General features: G+C 69.7%; 17 protein-coding genes. 9 read left to right on the forward strand and 8 right to left on the reverse strand.

Annotated features, from left to right (window positions below; translation table 11 throughout):
* Positions 1-79: 79 nt before the first annotated feature.
* Complete coding sequence (locus tag RXV79_RS23210; RefSeq protein WP_316700459.1) at positions 80-1,345, reverse strand: ABC transporter substrate-binding protein; 1,266 nt, start codon at positions 1,343-1,345, stop codon at positions 80-82.
* Between the two features lie 301 nt (positions 1,346-1,646).
* Between RXV79_RS23210 and RXV79_RS23215 the strand changes: the two genes are divergently transcribed.
* From RXV79_RS23215 to RXV79_RS23230, 4 genes are all read left to right on the forward strand, one after another.
* Entirely contained in the window at positions 1,647-2,924 is a 1,278-nt protein-coding gene (locus tag RXV79_RS23215; RefSeq protein WP_316700460.1) for a maltoporin, read from the forward strand.
* A gap of 91 nt (positions 2,925-3,015) precedes the next feature.
* Complete coding sequence (locus RXV79_RS23220; protein WP_316700461.1) at positions 3,016-3,690, forward strand: response regulator transcription factor; 675 nt, start codon at positions 3,016-3,018, stop codon at positions 3,688-3,690.
* The gene (locus tag RXV79_RS23225) at positions 3,691-5,196 is read left to right on the forward strand and encodes a sensor histidine kinase (protein WP_316700462.1); all 1,506 of its coding nucleotides are present in this window, start codon (positions 3,691-3,693) and stop codon (positions 5,194-5,196) included.
* Between the two features lie 32 nt (positions 5,197-5,228).
* Entirely contained in the window at positions 5,229-5,696 is a 468-nt protein-coding gene (locus RXV79_RS23230; RefSeq protein ID WP_316700463.1) for a TfoX/Sxy family protein, read from the forward strand.
* Here the strand turns inward: RXV79_RS23230 and RXV79_RS23235 are convergent.
* Positions 5,623-5,994 (reverse strand): DUF2917 domain-containing protein, encoded by a 372-nt coding sequence (locus RXV79_RS23235; protein ID WP_316700464.1) that lies wholly within the window; start codon positions 5,992-5,994, stop codon positions 5,623-5,625. The genes RXV79_RS23230 and RXV79_RS23235 overlap by 74 nt on opposite strands.
* A 93-nt stretch (positions 5,995-6,087) precedes the next feature.
* Between RXV79_RS23235 and RXV79_RS23240 the strand changes: the two genes are divergently transcribed.
* On the forward strand, positions 6,088-7,044 hold the full coding sequence (locus RXV79_RS23240; RefSeq protein ID WP_316700465.1) for a LysR family transcriptional regulator: 957 nt from the start codon (positions 6,088-6,090) through the stop codon (positions 7,042-7,044).
* Here the strand turns inward: RXV79_RS23240 and RXV79_RS23245 are convergent.
* Positions 7,041-7,610 (reverse strand): 5-formyltetrahydrofolate cyclo-ligase, encoded by a 570-nt coding sequence (locus tag RXV79_RS23245; protein ID WP_316700466.1) that lies wholly within the window; start codon positions 7,608-7,610, stop codon positions 7,041-7,043. The two genes, RXV79_RS23240 and RXV79_RS23245, sit on opposite strands and share 4 nt — an antisense overlap.
* 75 nt (positions 7,611-7,685) lie before the next feature.
* Between RXV79_RS23245 and RXV79_RS23250 the strand changes: the two genes are divergently transcribed.
* From RXV79_RS23250 to RXV79_RS23265, 4 genes are all read left to right on the forward strand, one after another.
* Positions 7,686-9,689, forward strand: coding sequence for a lytic transglycosylase domain-containing protein (locus RXV79_RS23250; protein ID WP_413816709.1), 2,004 nt, complete (start codon positions 7,686-7,688; stop codon positions 9,687-9,689).
* Positions 9,686-10,642 carry a complex I NDUFA9 subunit family protein gene (locus RXV79_RS23255; protein WP_413816641.1) on the forward strand — a complete coding sequence of 319 codons (957 nt, stop codon included), beginning with the start codon at positions 9,686-9,688 and terminating at the stop codon, positions 10,640-10,642. Before RXV79_RS23250 ends, RXV79_RS23255 begins: the two co-directional genes overlap by 4 nt.
* A gap of 120 nt (positions 10,643-10,762) precedes the next feature.
* Positions 10,763-11,449, forward strand: coding sequence for a glutathione S-transferase family protein (locus RXV79_RS23260; RefSeq protein WP_316700468.1), 687 nt, complete (start codon positions 10,763-10,765; stop codon positions 11,447-11,449).
* A gap of 28 nt (positions 11,450-11,477) precedes the next feature.
* Entirely contained in the window at positions 11,478-12,704 is a 1,227-nt protein-coding gene (locus RXV79_RS23265; RefSeq protein ID WP_316700469.1) for a multifunctional CCA addition/repair protein, read from the forward strand.
* A 4-nt stretch (positions 12,705-12,708) separates the two neighbouring features.
* On the opposite strand, the gene RXV79_RS23270 is transcribed toward RXV79_RS23265, so the two are convergent.
* The 5 genes from RXV79_RS23270 to RXV79_RS23290 all read right to left on the reverse strand — a co-directional run bounded on the left by RXV79_RS23270 (position 12,709) and on the right by RXV79_RS23290 (position 16,442).
* Positions 12,709-13,323 carry a hypothetical protein gene (locus RXV79_RS23270; protein WP_316700470.1) on the reverse strand — a complete coding sequence of 205 codons (615 nt, stop codon included), beginning with the start codon at positions 13,321-13,323 and terminating at the stop codon, positions 12,709-12,711.
* An 80-nt stretch (positions 13,324-13,403) separates the two neighbouring features.
* The gene (locus RXV79_RS23275; protein ID WP_316700471.1) at positions 13,404-14,414 is read right to left on the reverse strand and encodes a hypothetical protein; all 1,011 of its coding nucleotides are present in this window, start codon (positions 14,412-14,414) and stop codon (positions 13,404-13,406) included.
* A 92-nt stretch (positions 14,415-14,506) separates the two neighbouring features.
* Positions 14,507-14,701, reverse strand: coding sequence for a DUF2905 domain-containing protein (locus RXV79_RS23280; RefSeq protein ID WP_316700472.1), 195 nt, complete (start codon positions 14,699-14,701; stop codon positions 14,507-14,509).
* Positions 14,698-15,795, reverse strand: coding sequence for a class I SAM-dependent methyltransferase (locus RXV79_RS23285; RefSeq protein WP_316700473.1), 1,098 nt, complete (start codon positions 15,793-15,795; stop codon positions 14,698-14,700). Before RXV79_RS23285 ends, RXV79_RS23280 begins: the two co-directional genes overlap by 4 nt.
* The gene (locus RXV79_RS23290) at positions 15,792-16,442 is read right to left on the reverse strand and encodes a DUF2306 domain-containing protein (protein ID WP_316700474.1); all 651 of its coding nucleotides are present in this window, start codon (positions 16,440-16,442) and stop codon (positions 15,792-15,794) included. Before RXV79_RS23290 ends, RXV79_RS23285 begins: the two co-directional genes overlap by 4 nt.

Consider the following 16,442-nt stretch of genomic DNA (forward strand, 5'->3'; position numbering starts at 1 on the left):
GAGATGAAAAAGCGCGGGCTGCGCGGTAACGCAGCCCGCCAAGAACAAGCTTCTGACTTGCTCCTCTTCGCTCAAACGATTACTTGGTCTTGGCCGCGGCCACCAGACGGTCCATCGCCTGCTCGGGCGTCATGGAGTCGGTGTTCCAGAACTGCGAGACCACGTCCTTGATGGCGCCTTCGGCCGCAGACGACACGGCCATGCCGTGGGCGATCGACGGCACCAGCGTGTTGCTCTTGGCTGTGGCCACGAAGTCCTTGCTGCTGAGCTTGGCGCAGTCGTCGAACTTGGCCATGTCCATGTTCAGGCGTGCCGGGATCGAGCCCTTGTTCAGGTTGAAGGTCTCCTGGAACTCGGGCGACATGATGGCGGCGGCCATGTCCTTCTGCGCCTGCAGGTTGGCGGTGTTCTTGATCTTGAACATCGCGAAGCTGTCGATGTTGAAGGTGAACGCGTTGGCCGTGCCGGGGGCAGCGGCGCAGAGGAAGTCCTTGCCCGGTGCCTTGCCGGCGGCGATGAACTCGCCCTTGGCCCAGTCGCCCATCAGCTGCATGCCAGCTTCGCCGCGGATGACCATCGCGGTGGCGAGGTTCCAGTCGCGGCCGGGGGCGTTCTTGTCGGTGTAGCCCTTCACCTTGCGGAAGGTGGTGAGCACCTTCTGCATGGTGGCGCCCTTCAGGCTGCCGGCGTCGAGCTGCACGAGCGCCTTGCGGTAGAAGTCGGCACCGCCCACGCCGAGTGCGACCGACTCGAAGGTGGTGAAGTCCTGCCAGTTCTGGCCGCCATGCGCGACCGGGATCACGCCGGCCTTCTTGAGCGCCTCGGCGGTGACGAAGAACTCGTCCCAGTTGGTCGGCATCTTGGCGTTGGCCTTCTTCAGCACCTCGGGGTTGGCCCACAGCCAGTTGACGCGGTGCACGTTGACCGGCACGGCGACGTAGTGGCCCTTGTGCTTCATCACGTCGGAGACGACCTTGGGCAGCAGCGCGTCCCAGTTGTTGGCCTTGGCCACGTCGTCGAGGTTGGCGAGCACGCCTTCGTTGCCCCACTCCTGGATCGAGGGGCCCTTGATCTGCGCGGCAGCCGGGGCGTTGCCCGAGACCACGCGCGACTTGAGCACGGTCATGGCGGAGTCACCGCCGCCGCCGGCCACCGCGAAGTCCTTCCAGCTGTGGCCCTTGCCCTGCAGCGTGGCCTTCAGGGCCGATGCGGCCTTGGCCTCGCCGCCGGAGGTCCAGTAGTGCAGCACTTCCACTTCGCCGGCGCGCGCCGAGAGAGAAGCACAGAGCAGGGTGGCGGCAGCAGCAACGTGCAGCGCGCGTGTGGTCAAGCGGGTGGGGGTCATTCGCAAGTCTCCGTCGTGTGTTGTGTCGGGGGAGATCGGGTCGGGGCTGCAGCACTCGAAGGCGATCGGGGCCAAACATTAACGTTTAATTAACTGCTTGAACCTCGGGCTTACCCTTGGTTTTTGCCTCGTGCGAAGCACCCGAACGCCGGAAACGGTGTGCTTTTCCAGCAACTCATGGTTAACACCAAATTAATCTTGTTAATGTTTCTGAAAACAATGCGCGCCGGAGCCAGGGCCCGCCAGCCCACGACCAATGGCTTCGCTCTTTTCCCAAAACCACCACCTGGAGACATTCCAAATGACAGCCCTCCGTCCCCTTGCGCCCACCGCGCTGGCGCTGGCCGCCGCCCTGGCCACGACCCTTGCTGCCGGCTCGGCCCACGCCGTCGATTTCGGCGGTTATTTCCGCGCCGGCCCTGGCGCCACCAAGAAAGACGCTTCGCGCGCCTGCTACGGCCTGAACGGCCCCGGCCTCAAGTACCGCCTCGGCAACGAGTGCGACTTCTACGGTGAATTCCTGCTGAGCCACACCGGCAAGGTGGACGAGGTGGAATACAAGGCCCACCTGATGACCAACCTCTACAACGGTGGCACCGACACCGAAGACGAGAAGGTCGGCATCAACCAGATGTACGTGGAAGGCAAGGGCTTCGACATCGCCCCCAACACCAGCTTCTGGATCGGCAAGCGCTTCTACCAGCGCGCCGACGTGCACATCGTCGACACCTTCTACACCAACCTGTCCGGCGTGGGCGCAGGTGCCGACGGCATCGTCGACATCGCCGGGGGCAAGCTCAACTTCGCCTTCTTCCGCACCGACAACGACAACCGCCCCGGCTCGCGCCTGAACCTGACGCTGGCCGGCCTGGACGTGAACCCGGGCGGCAAGCTGACGGCCGTCGGCACCTTCACCAAGGGCCATTTCAGCGCCACGCCGGCATCGCCCTTCGTGCCGTTCGATCCGGGCACACCCACCACGCCGGAAACGCCTTCGCGCCCCGCCGTCGCCGCTGAAGCCGCGGGCACCAATGGCTTCGGCCTGAGCCTGCAACACACGCAGGCCATCGGCGCCACCGCCACCAACAACCTGTGGCTGCAATACGCGCAAGGTTCGGCCGGTCTCGACGGCAACTTCGGCGACCTGAACGCACCGTCGGCAGCGCGCGGCATGCGCATCGTGGAAAGCTTCAACTGGCAGGCGGGCCCCTTCGGCGGCCAGGCGCAGGCGATGTTCCAGCAGGACAAGGCGGAAGGCGGCGCGAAGACCGACTCGGCCACCGTCGGCGGCCGCGTGTCGTATGCCATGAGCAAGCACCTGAAGCTGCTGGCCGAGGCGGCCTACTCGCAGAAGAAGCCTGACGGCTCGGCGACGCAGAAGCTGAGCAAGCTGACCGTGGGCCCGGCGCTGTCGACCGGCCCGGGCTTCTTCAACCGCCCTGAGCTGCGCCTGTACGTGACCTCGGCCAAGTGGAACCAGGCCGCCAACGCCGCAGCGGGTTCTGGTGGCGTGACCGGCATCGGCGACGGGAAGACGAGTGGCACAAGCTTCGGCGCACAAGTCGAAGTCTGGTTCTAAGCCTCAAGCGAAGTCACCGTCTCGGGGCAAACACCCCGAGGCGGTGAACACCGCGGCTTTACCATCCCGGGCGATCGACCACGACCGCCCGATGAAGCTCCTGCTCGCCGAAGACGACACCATCCTCGCTGATGCCCTCACCGCCAACCTCAAGGGCTGCGGCTTCGAGGTCGAGGTGGCCGAGAACGGCGCCGTCGCCGAGTACCTGCTGCTCAAGCACGACTTCGACCTCGGCGTGCTCGACCTCGGCCTGCCACTGGTCGACGGCCTCACCGTGCTGAAGAAGGTGCGCGCCGCCAAGCCGGCCCTGCCAATGATGGTGCTCACCGCCTGGGATGGCATGGAGCAGCGCGTGGCCGGGCTGAACGCCGGTGCCGACGACTACCTCACCAAACCCTTCGACTTCCCCGAGCTCGAAGCGCGCATCCGCGCGCTGCTGCGCCGTGCCCACGGGGCGACGGCCGCCGCCGTGCCTCAACAGGCCGGCCTGCTGCGCTTCGACCGCGAAGCCCGCCGCGCGAGCATCGACAAGACCCCGCTCGACCTCTCGCCGCGCGAGTGGACGCTGCTCGACCTCCTGCTCACGCAGCGCGACAAGGTCGTCACGAAGGAGCAGATCGTGCAAGGCTGGACGGGCGACACCAGCGAGCAGACGCCCGGCGCCATCGAGGTCTACATCCACCGGCTACGGCGCAAGCTCGAAGGCTCGAAGGTGTCGATCCGCACGGTGCGCGGCCTGGGCTACCTGCTCGAAACCGAGACTTAAGTGACACGCTGGAAAGCCTGGTTCACCCCGGGCACCCGCTCGCTGCACCGCCACCTGCTGTTGTGGCTGCTGCTGCCGCAGCTCGTGCTGTGGATGGCCGCGGCCATCTTCACCTACAAGCTTGCCGAGCGTTATGCCAACCAGGCCATCGATGCGAGCCTGTCCACCGCCTCACGCGCGCTCGCGCGGCAGGTGAAGCCGAGCGGCAGCGGCCTCTACATCGACTTCCCGCGTGCCGCACAAGACGTGATCGAGGCCGACCCCGACGACCGCCTCTACTACAAGGTGAGTTCGCCACCGGGCGAGTTCATCCTCGGCAACAGCCAGATGCCGGCGCCCACCGGCATTCCCAACCCGCAGCTCAACCAGCCCTACCTCTACGACGGCACGCTGCACGACCGCCACAACGACAAGACCGGCGCGCGCGTCGGCACGCCCAGCGCCGAGGGGGGGCGCGACATCGCCGTGCGCGTCGTTGCGCTCTACCTCGCCTACGGCGAGCCGGGCAAGCCGCAGACGCTGCTGGTGCAGGTGGCGAAAAGCCGCACCAGCCGCGAAGAGCTGGCGCGGCAGATCCTGATCGACACCGCCCTGCCCCTGTCGCTGCTGATCGTGCTGATGTCGGTGATCGTGTGGGGCGGCATCCGTGGCGGCCTCGCGCCGCTGGCGCGGCTGCGCAGTCTGGTGGAGGCCCGCGCCACCAACGACCTTGCCCCGATCAAGCTCGAAGCCGCACCCGAAGAAGTGAAGAGCCTTGCGCTCGCGCTCAACACCCTGCTGGCCGAAGTGCGCGAAAGCGTGCACGCGCAGAACCGTTTCATCAGCGATGCAGCGCACCAGCTGCGCACGCCGCTCGCGGGCCTGAAGAGCCAGACCGAACTCGCGCTGGCGAGCACCACCGTCGCCACCGACCCCGAGCTGCGCGCACGCCTGAAGCTCGTGCACGAGAGCGCCACGCGCAGCGCGCACCTGGTGAGCCAGCTGCTCGCGCTCGCCCGCGCCGAGCCCGAGGCGGCCGCCGCGCAATCGCGCACCCGCTTCGACCTGCAGCGCCTGGCGCGCGAGGTGGCCGCCGAGCAGGTGCCGCGTGCGCTCGCCGCCGGCATCGACCTCGGCAGCGAAGACGGCGAGACGCCGCTGCCGGTGACGGGCAACGCGATGCTGATCCGCGAGGCACTGGTGAACCTCGTCGACAACGCCATCCGCTACGCCGGCCGCGGCGCGAGCGTGACCGTGAGCGCGCAGGCGCAAGGGCATGACGCCGTGCTGACGGTGGAAGACACCGGCCCCGGCGTGCCCGAGAGCGAACACGAGCGCATCTTCCAGCGCTTCGTGCGTGCCACGCACGAGGGCAACGGCTGCGGCTTGGGCCTGGCGATCGTGAAGGAGATCGTGGAGCGCAGCCATGGCCACGTCGCGCTGCAATCGGTGAAGCCGCATGGGCTGCGGGTGGTGGTGCGCTTCCCGCTGGCGAGCGGCCTGTCAGGAGCCGGCAAGAGCGGCTGACGCAGCGCGAGCCTTTGGGCACACTGCCCCGCATGGCCTCCTCGAACGAATTCGCCGCCCACTGCCTGGAGTTGCTGAGCCCGCTCGGGCCGGCGCGCTCGCGCCGCATGTTCGGCGGCCACGGCTTCTACGTCGACGACCTCTTCATCGGCATCGCCGCCGCGGAGCGGCTTTACCTGAAGGTGGACGACGATTCCCGGCCCCGCTTCGAAGCGGCCGGCTGCGAACCCTTCGATTTCGACACGAAAGACGGCAAGCGCGTGGTGCTCGGCTTCTGGTCGGCACCCGACGACGCGCTGGAATCGCCGGTGCTGATGCAGCCCTGGGCGCGCATGGCGGTGCAGGCGGCGCTCAAGGCGCTGAACTCGAAGAAGCCGGCGGCCAGGAAGGCGGCACCCGCCAAGGCCGCCGCCCGGAAGACGAAGCTCAGCCCAGCGCCGGCTCCGGCCGCCAGAACGACAGCCGCCCCAGCGAAGAAGACGATCGCGCGGAAGCGCTGAGCCGCTTCGCGAAGGTGGGGCAGGCCCGCGGCGGCACGAGGAGCTGGAAGCTCGTCTCGCCCCAGCCTTCGATCACCCACTCGCTGCCCGAGTCGAGTGCGATGCTGTCGCCGGCCGCCAGCCACAGGTCTTCGGCCGGCTCGTCGGCTGCGCCATCGCGGGTGAGCCACAGGCGGCCCTGCGTGACGCGCAGCTCGCGGGCGCCCGGGCCGATGTCCAGGCGCAGGGCCTCGCCGGCGGGCATGGCCCACTCGGCAGGCCCGGACTGTTGCGAAATTGTCATCGTTGCTTGGCTCATGATGTGGCTCCTTGCGATTCGATAGCTGGAGAATAGGCAGCTCCGGCACCCCGGTCCAATGATATGGGCACAAGCCATTGATGCGTTTAGATCATGAATAACCTGCGCCGCCGCCCACTCGCCGTGGGCCCCATCCGCACCTTCGAGGCCGTGGCCCGGCACCTGAGCTTTCGTGCCGCCGCCGATGAGCTGAGCCTCACCCAGTCGGCGGTGAGCCGGCAGATCCAGTCGCTGGAAGAAGACCTGGGGGCGACGCTGTTCACCCGCGGCACCCGCAAGGTCGAGCTGACGAGCGACGGCGCGATCTTCCTGCGCGCACTCGCGCCCAGCCTCACGCGCATCGACGGGGCCGTGCAGCAGATCCGCCAGGCGCAGGGCCGCCGCGTGGTCAGCGTGAACACCTTCGCCTCGTTCGCCTCGATGTGGCTGATCCCGCAGATGGAAGCCTTCCAGCGCGAGCACCCCGAGATCGACATCCGCGTGCAGGCGACCGACCAGCTCGCCAACCCGCTCGACCCCGAGTTCGACCTGATCCTGCGCTACACCGGCCGCCACAACGCCCCCGGCGACGCGCAGCGCCTCTTCGGCGAGGTGATCACGCCGGTGATCAGCCCCTGGCTCGCCGAGCAGATCCGCCAGGGCGCCTCGCCGCCGCTGTCCAAGCCCGAAGACCTCGCGCACTACACCGTGACCGAGGAGGACGACCCGCGCCCCACCGCCGAATTCCTGAGCTGGCGCTACTGGCTGGCGCAGCAGGGGGCGGCCAAGGTGGTGCCGCGGCGCTGGCTCTACCTCAACTACACCTACCAGCACATCCAGGCGGCAATGGCCGGCCAGGGTGTGGCGCTCGCGCGGCTCGGGCTCGTGGCCGAACAGCTGCAACGCGGCGACCTGGTCGAGCCCTTCGGTCCCAAGGGCCGCGTGGCCACCCCGCAGACCTACTGGCTCATCACCACGCCGCAAGCGCGCGCGCGCCAGGAGGTCGACGAGTTCTGCCGCTGGGTGGAGCAGCGCGCCGCGCAGACGCGGGCCGCGCTGGGCGAGCGTTAGGCGACGCCTCGCTCGGTGACGACGCACGCGAGCGGCTGGTCGTGCGGCTCGGGCGTGAAGTCGGCATCGGCGACGAGCCCCACCGACCACGCCACGCCCACCGCCGTCACGTGCGGATGCGCCGCCAGCCAGCGGTCGAAATAGCCGCCGCCGTAGCCGAGGCGGTAGCCGCTTGCCGTGAAGCCCACGCAGGGCACGAGCACCACGTCGGGCACCACCTCGGCGCCATCGCTGGTGGCGATGCCGCACTCGTCTTTCAGGCGTGGCGCCTGGCCGTCCCACAGGCGGTAGTGCATCTGCCGAGCCTCGCGCCGTGCAAAAGGCAACGCCAGCGGGAAGGTGGTGTCGCCCTTGTCGTCGATCCAGAGGCTTGCTGCGTTAAATTCCGATCGCATCGCCCAGTACAGGCCCAGGCACTCGGGCTCCAGGCGGTCGATGACCTGCCTCAACTCCCGCGCAATGGCCTCGGTGGCCGCTGAAACTTCTGCCGATGCGGCGAATCGTTCACGGGCAGCCAGCAGCTGCGCACGCAGCGCGGGGCGGGTGAGTCGGGTGGAAGCAGACACGATGAAGGGCGGCCGGACGTGGCGGTAGAAGTGTTGAAAGCAGTATTGGAGCCTGGCTTGCGGGCCACGCGCCTGATGGTCGCGGGCCTGGGCCTGGCCCTCATGGGCCCGGCCGGGGCGCTGGCGCAGACCGGCAACGACGCGATCGTCGCCGCTCGCGACGCCTTCGGCAAACGCGACAGCGTGAAGCTCGCCCAGATGCGCAGTGCGGCGGTGCTCGAGCGCCACCCGCTCGCGATGTGGGCCGACTACTGGCAGCTCAACAGCCGCCTCTACGCCGCGTCGATCGACGAGGTCGAATCGTTCTACCGCCGCTGGAGCGGCACCTACGTCGAAGACCGGCTGCGCAACGACTGGCTGCTCGAACTCGGCCGCCGCCGCGAGTGGAAGGCGCTCGCCGCCGACTACCCGCGTTTCCGCATGAACGACGACCGCGAGGTCATCTGCTACGCCCTGCTGGCCGACCATTTCGAGGGCAAGGACGTGCGCCAGGCCGGCCGTGCCGCCTGGTTTGCGCAGCGCGAAGGCGACGACGGCTGCAACCTGCTCGCCAGCACGCTCTATGAAGCCAAGCAGCTGAAGGACGACGAGGTGTGGCGCCGTGCGCGCCTCGCGGTCGATGCCAACAAGCCGCGCGCGGTGCGTCAGGCCGCCGCCCTCATCGGCCAGAAGGCGGGCGACGACGCCGGCACGCTGCTCGACAAGCCCGAGCGCTACCTCCACAGCGCGAGCCCGCGCAGCCGCACCGAGCGCGAGCTGGTCACGCTCGCCCTGATGCGGTGGGCCGCGAACGACCCCGATGCCGCCGCCGCCGCGCTGCGCGGCAAGTGGGAAGCGCTGCTGCCGCCCGAACTCGGCGCCTGGGCCTGGGCGGCCGTGGCCAAGCAGGCGGCGATCAAGCTTTTGCCCGATGCCTCCGACCACTACCAGCGCGCCGCGCTGCTGGCCGGCAAGGCCGCGGTCGAGATCGACTGGGCCGACGAGACGCTCGCCTGGAAGGCCCGCGCCGCACTGCGTGCCAATGGCGGCAAGCCACGCTGGCAGCAGGTGGTGCAGGCCATCAACGCCATGGGCACCAGCGAGCAGCGCGAGCAGGCCTGGGTCTACTGGAAGGCGCGCGCCCTGCAGGCGATGGCCAAGGACTCGAGCGATCCGCAGGCGATGAGTTCACAGGCGCAGGAGATGCTCGACACGATTGCCGGCCAGTTGAGCTTCTACGGCGCGCTCGCCTCCGAAGACCTGGGCCGCCCGATCACCCTGCCCGAGCCGCCCCTGCCCCTCACCGACGCCGAACGCCAGGCCGCGGCACGCGAGCCCGGCCTGCAGCGCGCGCTGCAGCTCATCGCCATCGGCCTGCGCAACGAAGGCGTGCGCGAGTGGAACTTCACCCTGCGCGGCATGGACGACCGCGCCCTGCTCGCCGCGGCGCAGCTCGCCTGCGACCGCGAGGTGTGGGACCGCTGCATCAACACCAGCGACCGCACACGCGGCGAGATCCACCTCGCGCAGCGTTTCCCCACGCCCTTCCGGCGCGAGGTGCAGGCGCGCGCGCGTGAGATCGGCCTCGACCCGGCCTACGTGTACGGCCTCATCCGCCAGGAGTCGCGCTTCGTCATGGACGCACGCTCCGGCGTCGGCGCCTCGGGCCTGATGCAGATCATGCCGGCCACCGCCCGCTGGACGGCCAAGAAGATCGGCGTGCCCTTCACGCAAGACATGATCACCGACCGCGACACCAACCTGAAGCTCGGCACGCAGTACCTGCGCCTGGTGCTCGAAGACTTCGAGGGCTCGGAGCTGCTCGCCGCCGCGGCCTACAACGCCGGCCCGAGTCGCCCGCGCCGCTGGCGCGAAGGCCCGGTGCTCGAAGCGGCCATCTGGGCCGAGAACGTGCCCTTCAACGAGACGCGCGACTACGTGAAGAAGGTGCTCTCGAACGCCATCTTCTACTCGGCCCTGCTCAACACACCCAGCGGCCAGGTCGCGTCGGCGCATGCCCCATCGCTCAAGGCCCGCCTGGGCCGCATGGTCGGGCCACGCCTGGCCGCGGCCCCGTCCAGCAACGGAGATTTGCCTTGAAGCCGGTGCTGGTGCTGGGCGGCAGCGGCTTTGTCGGCCGCACGCTGTGCGAGCAACTCATCCACGACGGCGACGGCGCCGCCCGCATCACCGTGCCGAGCCGCCGCCCGGCACATGCCAAGGCGCTCGGCATGCTGCCCGGCCTGGAGCTGCTGCCGGCCAAAAGCTTCGACGAGCCCGAACTCGTGCGGCTGCTGCGCGGCAAGTACGCGGTGGTCAACCTCATCGCCACCCTGCACGGCAGCGAGGCCGCCTTCCGCCAGGTGCACGTGGAGCTGCCGCGCCGGCTGGCGCGTGCCTGCGCGATCGCCGGCGTGCGCCGCGTGGTGCACGTGAGTTCGCTGGGTGCGGCCACCGATGCGCCGTCGCGCTACCAGCGCAGCAAGGCCGAGGGCGAGGCGGTGCTGCGCGCGGCCACCAACCTCGACCTCACGGTGCTGCGCCCCTCGGTGATCTTCGGTGCCGACGACCGCTTCCTCAACCTCTTCGCACGGCTGCAGGCGCTCTTCCCGCTGATGCCGCTGGCGTGCGCCGACGCGCGCTTCCAGCCGGTGTGGGTCAACGACGTGGCCCAGGCCATCGTGCGGGTGCTGCACTCGCCGCAAACCATCGGCGCCACCTACGAAGCGGTCGGCCCCAAGACCTACAGCCTGAAGGAGCTGGTGCAGCGGGCCGGCGCCTGGGCGGGCCACCCGCGGCCCGTGCTGCCGCTGCCCGCGGCGCTCGGGCGGCTGCAGGCCGGCCTGCTGGAACTCCTGCCCGGCGAGCCCCTGATGTCGCGCGACAACCTCGACTCGATGGCCGTGCCCAACGTCGCCACCGGCCGGCTGCCGACCCTGGAGGCGCTGGGCATCCGCCCGACGGCGCTCGAAGCGGTGATGCCGCAGGTGCTGTCGCGCCGCGGCGAGCCGGCCCGCCTCGACGGCTGGCGGCGCGAGGCCCGACGCGGCTGAACCGCCCGGCGCCGCCGCCGATGACGCGGCGGCATCACGGCCATGCGGCGTTGTCATCGACGGGCCTGCGCGGCTGCCCTAGCATGTCGGGCCCCCTTCGACACGACCCCAAGGACGCCCATGGCACTGCAACTCATCATCGGCAACAAGAACTACTCGTCGTGGTCCATGCGCCCCTGGGTGCTGATGACGGAAGCCGGCATCCCCTTCGAAGAAAAGCGGATGCGCCTGGACTACACCGCCGCCGATTCGGCCTTCAAGAAAGAGATCGTCAACATCAACCCCGCCGGCCGCGTGCCCGTGCTGGTGGACGACGGGCTCGCCATCTGGGACTCGCTGGCCATCGCCGAATACCTGCACGAGAAATTCCCCGAGAAGAAGCTCTGGCCGGCGGATGCCAAGACCCGCGCCCGCGCGCGCAGCGTGGTCGCCGAGATGCACTCCGGCTTCAGCGCCCTGCGCACGCACTTCGGCATGAACATCGAAGCGCAGCTGCAGCACGTGGGCCCGCGGGTGCTGGCCGAACAGCCGCAGACCCGTGCCGACCTCGACCGCATCGTGCAGATGTGGAGCGACCTGCTCGCCTCCTCGGGCGGGCCGATGCTCTTCGGCACCTTCAGCATCGCCGACGCCTTCTACGCGCCGGTGGTCAAGCGCATCGTCACCTACGGTCTGCCCGTGCCGCCGGTGGTGCAGGCCTACATCGATCGCGTGCAGGCGCTCAAGAGCGTGGCTGCCTGGACGAAAGACGCCCTGGCCGAGCACGACTTCCTCGAGGGCAACGAGGACTACCGCGCCTCCCGATAGCGAGGGCTGCGAACCTACACTGCCGGCCATGAAAACCTACATGGTCGGCGGCGCGGTGCGCGATGCCCTGCTCGGGCTGCCGGTGAACGACCACGACTGGGTCGCCGTCGGCGCCACGCCCGAGGAGATGGTGGCCGCGGGCTATACGCCGGTCGGCAAGGACTTCCCGGTCTTCCTGCACCCGCAGACGAAAGAAGAAGTGGCGCTTGCGCGCACCGAGCGGAAGTCGGCGCCGGGCTATCGCGGCTTCACCGTCCACGCCGACCCGGGCGTCACGCTCGAAGAAGACCTGATGCGGCGCGACCTCACCATCAACGCGATGGCGCGGGACGTTGACGGCACGCTCGTCGACCCGTACCACGGCCAGCGCGACCTCGAGGCCAAGGTGTTGCGCCACGTGTCGGCGGCGTTCGCCGAAGACCCGGTGCGCATCCTGCGGCTGGCGCGTTTCGCCGCGCGCTTCGCCGACTTCAGCGTGGCCGACGAGACCACCGCGTTGATGCGGCAGATGGTGGACGCCGGCGAGGTCGACGCGCTCGTGCCCGAGCGTGTGTGGCAGGAGCTCTCGCGCGGGCTGATGGAGCACAAGCCTTCGCGCATGTTCGAAGTGCTGCGCAGCTGCGGCGCGCTCGCCAGGCTGCTGCCCGAGGTCGACCGCCTGTGGGGCGTGCCGCAACCCGAGGCGCACCACCCCGAGGTCGACACCGGCGTGCACCTGATGCTGGTGCTCGACATGGCGGCGCAGCTCAACGCGCCGCTCACCGTGCGCTTCGCCTGCCTGGGCCACGACCTGGGCAAGGGCACCACGCGCGCCGACGAACTGCCGCGCCACATCGCACACGAAGCGCGCAGCGTGAAGCTCGTCGAAGCGGTGTGCGAGCGCCTGCGCGTGCCCACCGACTGCCGCGAACTCGCGGTGACCGTGGCCCGCGAGCACGGCAACGTGCACCGCAGCGGCGAGCTCAACGCCGCCGCGGTGATGCGCCTGCTGGAGCGCTGCGACGCGTGGCGGCGCCCCCAACGGTTTGCCGAGCTGCTGCTCGCCTGCGAATGCGACGCACGGGGCCGCACGGGCTTGGAAAACGCGCCCTACCCACAGCGAGCGCGCCTGCAGCGGGCGCTCGATGCGGCGTTGGCGGTGGACACGGCGGCGGTGTCGGCCGACGCGCTCGCGCGCGGCTGGAAAGGACCGGCCATCGGCGACGCGATCCGCAACGCACGGCAGGCGGCGGTGGCGGCGGCACTCGCCGGCTGAGCGCTCAGAGTCCCCGGCAGCGCTCGCCGAAGTTGGCTTGAAAGCGCTCGAAGTCGCCCTTCTCGCCCGCCGTCATGCTGTCGAAGCGCTTCTTGCGCTCGGCCACGATGCGCCCCATCTCGCGGCACTGCTCCAGCGTCATGCTGGCCTGGGCGCGCTCCTGCTGCTGGGCCACACGCTGGTCGCGCGCTTCGAGGCGGCGACGGCGTTCGTCTTCGCGCGCCTGCCGGTGGGCTTCGCTTTCCTCTTCGCTGCACTTGCGGCGGTATTCCTCGTGCAACTCGCGCTGGGTGTCGTAGCCCACGCCGCGGGCGCCCGCGGTGCGCATCGCGTCGTTGAGCGAGGCGCATTCGGCGCTCATGCGGGTCAGGTGTTCCAGTGCCTTCTGCAGGCGCGATGACGAGCCTGAATGCCGGGAGTAGTCGGGCCGCGCGGGCTCGGGCCCGAAGGTGGTGATGCGGGTACTGCCCTGGCCCGGGCAAGGCTTGTCGGAGTAGTAGGCCCGGCCACCGTCGGTGCAGCGAACCAGCGACTGGGCCTGGACGGCCGCCCCCGACACCAGCAGAAACACAGCCGCGGCGCCCGGCAACAGGCCGCGAAGGTACGAACGTGAACGCATGAAATCCTCTCCCGGCGCGCAATATAGCGGCGCTCCGTGAGAGGGTGGCGGTAGGAATCCACGCTCGGCACGCCCCTTGATCAGCGGCAGACGGCCCCGGGCGCCAGCACGCTCTGCTTGCCGCAGTGGGCCACCACGGCGGCGGACTTCACGCTGTCGGTGATGCGCTCGATGAGGAAGCTGATCTCGCCCAGGGCCGCGCCGTCGTAGCCAGCGATCCAGCCGCGGTGGGCCTGGCTGCGCGAGGCGGCGCCGTATTGCGAGGCGACGAGGTGCTTGTCGGCCGTCTTGAGACCGTCGGCCACGGCAGCGCGGTGGCGTTGGAGGGTCGCGCGGTGAACGCGCAGGGCCTCGGTGTCGCGGGCGATCATGAGGGGCAGCATGGCAGTGGCGTAGGCGTCCCAGGCGGCGCGGCAGCCGGCGTCGCAGCCGATGTTTTCCCATTCCATCTTCGGTTTGGCCACGGCCACCTGCAGGGGCTTGCGGCGCACCTTGGCCGCGGCGTCGTCGGCCTCGCGCCAGAGTTTCTGGTGCGACTGCAAGCGCGCGGGCTGGGCCTCGGTGTAGGCCCGGCCGGCCTCGGCGGCGGCGCGCACCACGGGCGTGTCGTCGACCATCGCCTGCGCCTGGTTGGTGAAGCGGGGGTCGGCATTGAGCGGCGCATTCATCTTCTGCGACATCGCCATCAGCTCCTGCGGCGACATCTGGCGCATGCGGTCCTGCACTTCTTTCGCGTAGGCCGGGTCGCGCTGCATGCGGGCCATGTCGATGCCGACGCTGGCCAGCCCCTTGTCCAGGTTGTCGGCCACCACCGCACCCTGCGCCTGGCCGTCTTGCGCGGTGGCGAGCAGCACCTGCTCCATCGCGCGCTGGTGCGCGGCGATGTCGGCCTTCAGCGCCAGGAGGCCGGGGTGGACGAGCCGCCCGGTCTTGTCGACCCAGGTGGCGGCCTCCTCGGCGGTGGCCGGCAGGTCGGGCACACGCTGGAAGAGCGAGGCGATGGACGGCGGCGCGTCGGCGGCGCGGGCGCCGGTGACGGCGAAGAGGGCCGCGAGCGCGGCGACCGAAACGATGCGAAGGGTGCGGGGCATGGCGAAAGCTCCTCTGGGATGCCCGGCAGTGTCGCGAGCGAGCGCGCGGGCCACATCGCCCAAAGGAGCCATTGGCCCCGAGGGCCGGTGGGTCAGATCAGCCGGGCCAGGCCGGCTGCCACCAGGCTCAGCAGCACGCTGCTGGTGACGGGCAGGAAGAAGTCGCGCCCGAAGAGCTTGAAGCGGAAGTCGCCCGGGAGCCGGCCGAGGCCGATCTTCTCCAGCCAGCGGTGCAGGCCCTGGAAGATCAGCAGCGCGAAGAAGATGAGGAGCAGCCAGCGGATCACAGGCGGTGCGTCCGGTCACCCTCGGCGAAACCGAGCGGGGCCTGCATGAACGCGGCATCGCAGCCGCGTGCGAAAGCGATCACCTTGAAGAGCTCGCCCATCTCGTGCTCGTGCAGCAGCTTCTGCGCATGGGCGACGGTGGGGATGTCGGCGCCCTGCAGCAGATCCATGAGCCCGCAGTTGAGCAGGAAGCGCGCCTGCGAGGTGTAGCCCAGCACCTCGAGGCCGGCGTCCTGCGCGGCCAGGGCGATGCCGGTGAAGTTGACGTGGGCGGTGATGTCTTTCTCGCCCACGTCGGCGAGCGGGTCGGTATCGGCCTGGTGCGCGCGGTGGCACATCAGCGTGCCGCCGTGGCGCTGCGGGTGGTAGTACTCGGCCTCGGGGAAGCCGTAGTCGATGAGGAAGATGGCGCCACGTTGCAGGCGGTCGGCAAGCGTCGCGATGAAGGCTTCAGCCTGCGGGTGGACCTCGGTGACGGTGCCGGGGAGATACGGGCCCTCGTGCGGCGGGCGCAGCGCCGTCAGCCGGTCGGCCCAGACGAACCGCTCTCCCTCGACCGCGACGCACCGCTCCTGCCACTGCGCCCCGTCGAAATGCAGCAGCTGCACCGGCATCGCATCGAGCACCTCGTTGCCCACCACCACGCCGCTGAACGAAGCCGGCAGCGCGTCGGCCCATTGCACCGTCTCGCCGAAACGGGCCAGCCGCTCGCGCTGGCGCTCGCGCAGGCTGCCCGAGAGATCGACGATGGTGTAGCGGCCGACCCGCTCGCCCAGCTCGCCCAAAAGCTGCTCGGCGAGCGCCCCCGAGCCGGCGCCGAACTCCCACAGGTCGCTGCTGCCGCAGGCGATGAGCGCCTGCGCCACCTGCTTCGCCAGCGCACGGCCGAAGAGTGGCGAGAGTTCGGGCGCGGTGACGAAGTCGCTGCCCGACTGCGGCAGGAGGCCGAACTTGCGGCTGCCGTGCGCGTAGTAGCCAAGGCCCGGCGCGTAGAGCGCCATCGCCATGAAGCGGTCGAACGGCAGAGAGCCGCCTTCGCGCACCACCGCCTGGCGGATGAGGCGAACCAGGGGCGAAGCGGCATCGGAGGTCATCGGGCCATTGTAGGAAGCGCTTCTGCCACCGACGTGCGGCCCCGGTTGAGCCACCACTGTGCGACGACCAGGTGCGGCACCCAGCAGAGCCAGGCGATCACCGGGTAGGCCTGCTCGAACGGCACGCCGCTGGCCAGGAACAGCGGGATGTAGATGCGCAGGCTCACCGCCGCCAGCGTGAGCGCATGGTTGCGCAGCATCCAGCGCCGGTGCTGCGCCCGCTCGCCCTGGCGGATGGCCCGGTAGCCGCGCCATCCGGTGTAGAGCCACACCACGGCCAGGCTGGCGAAGCCGAGTTGCGCGACCCAGCCGCCTTGTGCGATGCGCGACAGCAAGAGCCCCGACACCCCGCCCACCACGATGCCGGCCAGGAGGTAGGTGCGGCCGATCCAGCGGTGCAGCCGGGGGCGCCGTGTGCGCAGGCGGGTCGAGAACTGCCACGGCCCGAGCAGCAGCGCGAGGCCGGCCGCGAACGCATGGGTGTGGATGACGATCGGGTTCAGGCGGTACACCTGCTGCATCGCCTCGCCGACCGACGCGCCGGCCGGCTGCAAGCCATACGCGATGAAGGCATAGGCCGCGACGGCCGTCGCCATCAACGCGAGCATCGCTTCGGTGCCGCGCCTCGAGAACGTGGAGAGTGTCAT

Origin of the sequence: Piscinibacter gummiphilus (genome assembly GCF_032681285.1) — a bacterium.
Lineage (GTDB): Bacteria > Pseudomonadota > Gammaproteobacteria > Burkholderiales > Burkholderiaceae_C > Rhizobacter > Rhizobacter gummiphilus_A.